A 3,767-nucleotide genomic window follows, 5' to 3' on the forward strand; every position below is an offset into this window, starting at 1 on the left:
TCGTGGTCCGCTGCGACGTGCGCGGCCGAGGACGCCCTGGCCGCGGCCGCGCACGTCGCAGCGGACCACGACGATGTACGCGGGTACCTGACAGCCCGACTGAAGGAGGGGGCGCGCGCATGAGCGCCAGCACCACCGCCCGTACCGTCCTCGCCTCCGGGGACCACTTCATCGCCCCGCGGCTCTTCGCCGACGCGCTGCGCGAGGCGGCGCCCGGCCTCGCCCTCGACATCCGCACCCAGACCACCCCCTGGCCCGTCGAGCCGTTCGGCCCCGTCGGGAACGTGCAGGAGGCCAGCGGCACCGAGGAGCAGCTCCTCGAAGCGCTCGGGGACGCCGAGGTGGCCATGGTCCAGATGGCGCCGTTCACCGGCCGCGTCATCGAGCGGGCCCCGCACCTCAAGCTGATCGCGGTCGCCCGCGGCGGCCCCGTCAACGTCGACGTCGCGGCGGCCACCCGGGCGGGCATCCCGGTCACCTTCACCCCGGGCCGGAACGCCGCGGCGGCCGCCGAGTTCGCCATCGGGCTGATGCTCGCCGCGCTGCGCCGCATCCCCTCCTCCGACGCGGAGCTGAAGAAGGGCGTCTGGCGCGGCGACTACTACGCCATCGAGAACGCGGGCATCGAGCTGGACGGCACCACGGTCGGCCTCGTCGGCTACGGCGCCATCGGCTCCATCGTGGCCCGGGTGCTGAACGCCTTCGGCTCCCGCGTCCTCGTCCACGACCCGTACGCCGACCCGGCGCGGGCCGCGGCCGACGGCGTCGAGCTGACCGGCCTGGAGGAGCTGCTGCGCCGCAGCTCCGTCGTCTCGCTGCACGCCCGCGTCACCCCCGAGACCCGGCACCTGCTCCACGCGGACAACCTCGCGCTGCTCCCCGAGGGCGCCGTCCTGGTCAACTCCGCGCGCGGCGAGCTGATGGACTACGCGCCGCTGCCCGAACTGCTGCGCTCCGGCCGGCTCGGCGCCCTCGCGCTGGACGTGTACGACACCGAGCCGCCGCCCGCCGACTGGCCGCTGCACGACGCGCCGAACGTGATCACCACCCCGCACCTCGCGGGCGCCACCCGGCAGACCGCCGAGCGCGCCGCCGCCATCACCGCGGGCGAGGCCGCCCGCCATCTGCGCGGCGAGCCGCTGCGGCACGTCGCCAACCCCGAGGTACTCGGCGCGGGGCGGCGGCCGTGATCATCGGGGTCGATGTCGGCACCTCGGTCACCAAGGCCCAGCTCGTCACCAGGGACGGGCGCACCGGCCCCGCGCACGAGGCCCGCAGCACCGTGTACACCCTTCCGGGCAACCGCGTGGAGCAGGACCTGGACGAGGTCGTGGGCACGGTCCACGCGGTCGTGCGGGCCGCGGCGGCCGACGCCGCCGCGCTCGCCCCGGACGAGCCCGTCGAGGCCCTGGCCCTCACCGGCCAGGGCGACGGCCTCTGGCTGCGGGACGCCGACGGCCGCGCCGTCGGCCGCGCGCTGTCCTGGATGGACGGCCGCGCCGCGCCGGTGCTCGACCGCTGGAGCGCCGACGGCACGGCCCGCGCGGTGTACGAGCGCACCGGCGCGGGCCTCTTCCCCGGCTCGGCGGGCCCGCTGCTCGCACACCTCGCCGAGCACGAGCCGGAGCGGCTGGAGCGCGCCGACGTCGCCGGGTACTGCGTGGACGCCATCGTGCAGCGCTTGACCGGCGAGCGGACGGTGGACGCCTCCGACGCGTCCGTGCCGTTCCTCGACGTCGTCACCCGCGCCTACGACGAGCAGGCGCTGGAGCTGTGCGGCCTCGGCGCGTGGCGCAAGCTGCTGGCCGACCCCGCGCCGCGCGGCGCCCTCTTCCCGCTGCTGCCGGGCCCGGCAGCCGAGCTGGGGCTGCCCGCCGGACTCCCGGTCGGCGCCGGCCCGTTCGACATCCCGGCCTGCGGCCTCGGCTCCGGGCTCAGCGAGCCGGGACAGGGCCATCTGATCATCGGTACGACGCTCGCCTGCCAGGTCCTCAGCGAGGACCCGGCCCCCGCCGGGGGCGACGAGGCGGCGGGCATGGTGCTCGCCACGCCCTACGCCGACCGCTACCTCAAGGTCATGCCCGCCATGATCGGTACGGCCGGGCTGGACTGGCTGCTGAAGCTGCTGAACGTCCGCATCGAGGAGCTGGACGCGCTGCTCGCCCAGTCCCCGTACGGCGCGGGCGGCGTCACCGCGCTCCCCTTCCTGTCGACGAGCGGCGAGCGGGCGCCCTTCGTGGACGCGCGGGCGCGGGGCCGCCTCGACGGCCTCTCGCCGCTGACCGGCCGCGCGGACCTGGTCCGGGCGCTGTGCGAGTCGGTGGCGTACTCGGCCCGCCACTGCCTGGAGACCCTCGGCGTCGCCGGGGACGTCACGGCCTGCGGCGGAGGCGCCCGCTCGGGCGAGTGGGGGCGGATCTTCGCCGGGGTGCTGGGGCGCGACCTGTATGTACGGGACGACGCCGTCGGCATCCGGGGCGCGGCCCGCGCCGCGTGGGAGGCGCTCGGCGTCCCGGCGCGCGCCGAGGGGCCGCCACCGCGCGTCATCCGCGCGGACGACGAGGCCATCGCCCACTACGAGCGGGGCTACGCCGGCTATCTGCGGACGCTGGAAGCGGCCCGAGCGAACTGGTGACCGGCCCTGCCCTTGGACCGGCCCCGCTCTCGGACCGGCACTGCCTCTGGACTGGCACTGCCTTTGGAGTTGACTCATGACCAGGTTGTTCAACGACCCGGCGGCGTTCGCCGAGGACATGGTGGCCGGGTTCGCCGCCGCGCACCCCGAGCAGGTGCGGGCCGTGCCCGGCGGCGTGGTGCGGGCCCGTCCCGGCCGCGCGGGCAAGGTCGCCGTGCTCACCGGGGGCGGCTCCGGGCACTACCCGGCGTTCTGCGGCGTCGTCGGCGCGGGCTTCGCCGACGGCTCCGTCATCGGCAACGTCTTCACCTCGCCGTCGGCCGCACAGGCGTACTCCGTCGGCCGCGCGGCCGAGCGCGGCGCCGGCGTCCTCTTCCTCTTCGGCAACTACGCCGGGGACGTCATGAACTTCGGACAGGCCGCCCGGCGGCTGACCGCCGAGGGCGTGCCGGCCCGCTGCTTCGCCGTCACCGACGACATCGCCAGCGCCCCCCGCGAGGACCTCGCCGGGCGGCGCGGCATCGCGGGCGGGTTCACCGTCTACAAGACCGCGTCCGCCGCCGCCGAGGAGGGCGCCGACCTGGACGCGGTCGTCCGCGTCGCCGAGCGGACGAACGCCCGCACCCGCACCCTCGGCGTCGCGTTCGCGGGCTGCACGCTGCCCGGCCAGCGCGAGCCCCTGTTCACCGTGGAGGAGGGCCGGCTGGGGCTGGGGCTGGGCATCCACGGTGAGCCGGGCGTCAGCGAGAGCGCGCTGACCAGCGCCGAGGACCTCGCCCACACCCTGGTCGAGGGGCTGCTCGCCGAGCGCCCCGAGCAGGCGCGGGACGGCCACCGGGTCGCCGTCATCCTCAACGGCCTCGGCGCCACCAAGTACGAGGAGCTGTACGTGCTGTGGGGCACCGTCTCCCGGCTGCTCGCCGAGGCGGGGCTCACGGCCGTACGGCCCGAGGTCGGCGAGCTGGTCACCAGCCTGGACATGGCGGGCTGCTCGCTCACCCTCACCTGGCTGGACGACGAGCTGGAGCGGCTGTGGCTGGCGCCCGCCGACACCCCGGCCTTCCGCCGCGGGCCGGTGGCGGCGCCGGCCGCCGCCGCCGAAGTGGACCCCGTGCCCGCCCCCGTACCGGCT

General features: G+C 76.5%; 3 protein-coding genes. All 3 read left to right on the forward strand.

The window, feature by feature from the left end:
- Positions 1-119 precede the first annotated feature (119 nt).
- Positions 120-1,190 (forward strand): 2-hydroxyacid dehydrogenase, encoded by a 1,071-nt coding sequence (locus G5C65_RS33245; RefSeq protein ID WP_165302786.1) that lies wholly within the window; start codon positions 120-122, stop codon positions 1,188-1,190.
- A complete protein-coding gene (locus G5C65_RS33250; protein WP_165302787.1) occupies positions 1,187-2,635 on the forward strand; it encodes an FGGY family carbohydrate kinase in 1,449 nt (482 codons plus the stop codon). The genes G5C65_RS33245 and G5C65_RS33250 overlap by 4 nt, the downstream gene beginning before the upstream one ends.
- 76 nt (positions 2,636-2,711) lie before the next feature.
- The coding region (locus G5C65_RS33255; protein ID WP_206442553.1) for a dihydroxyacetone kinase family protein at positions 2,712-3,767 on the forward strand (1,056 nt) is incomplete at its 3' end.

The sequence above is a fragment of the Streptomyces boncukensis genome, assembly GCF_011045075.1.
Taxonomy (GTDB): Bacteria; Actinomycetota; Actinomycetes; order Streptomycetales; family Streptomycetaceae; genus Streptomyces; species Streptomyces boncukensis.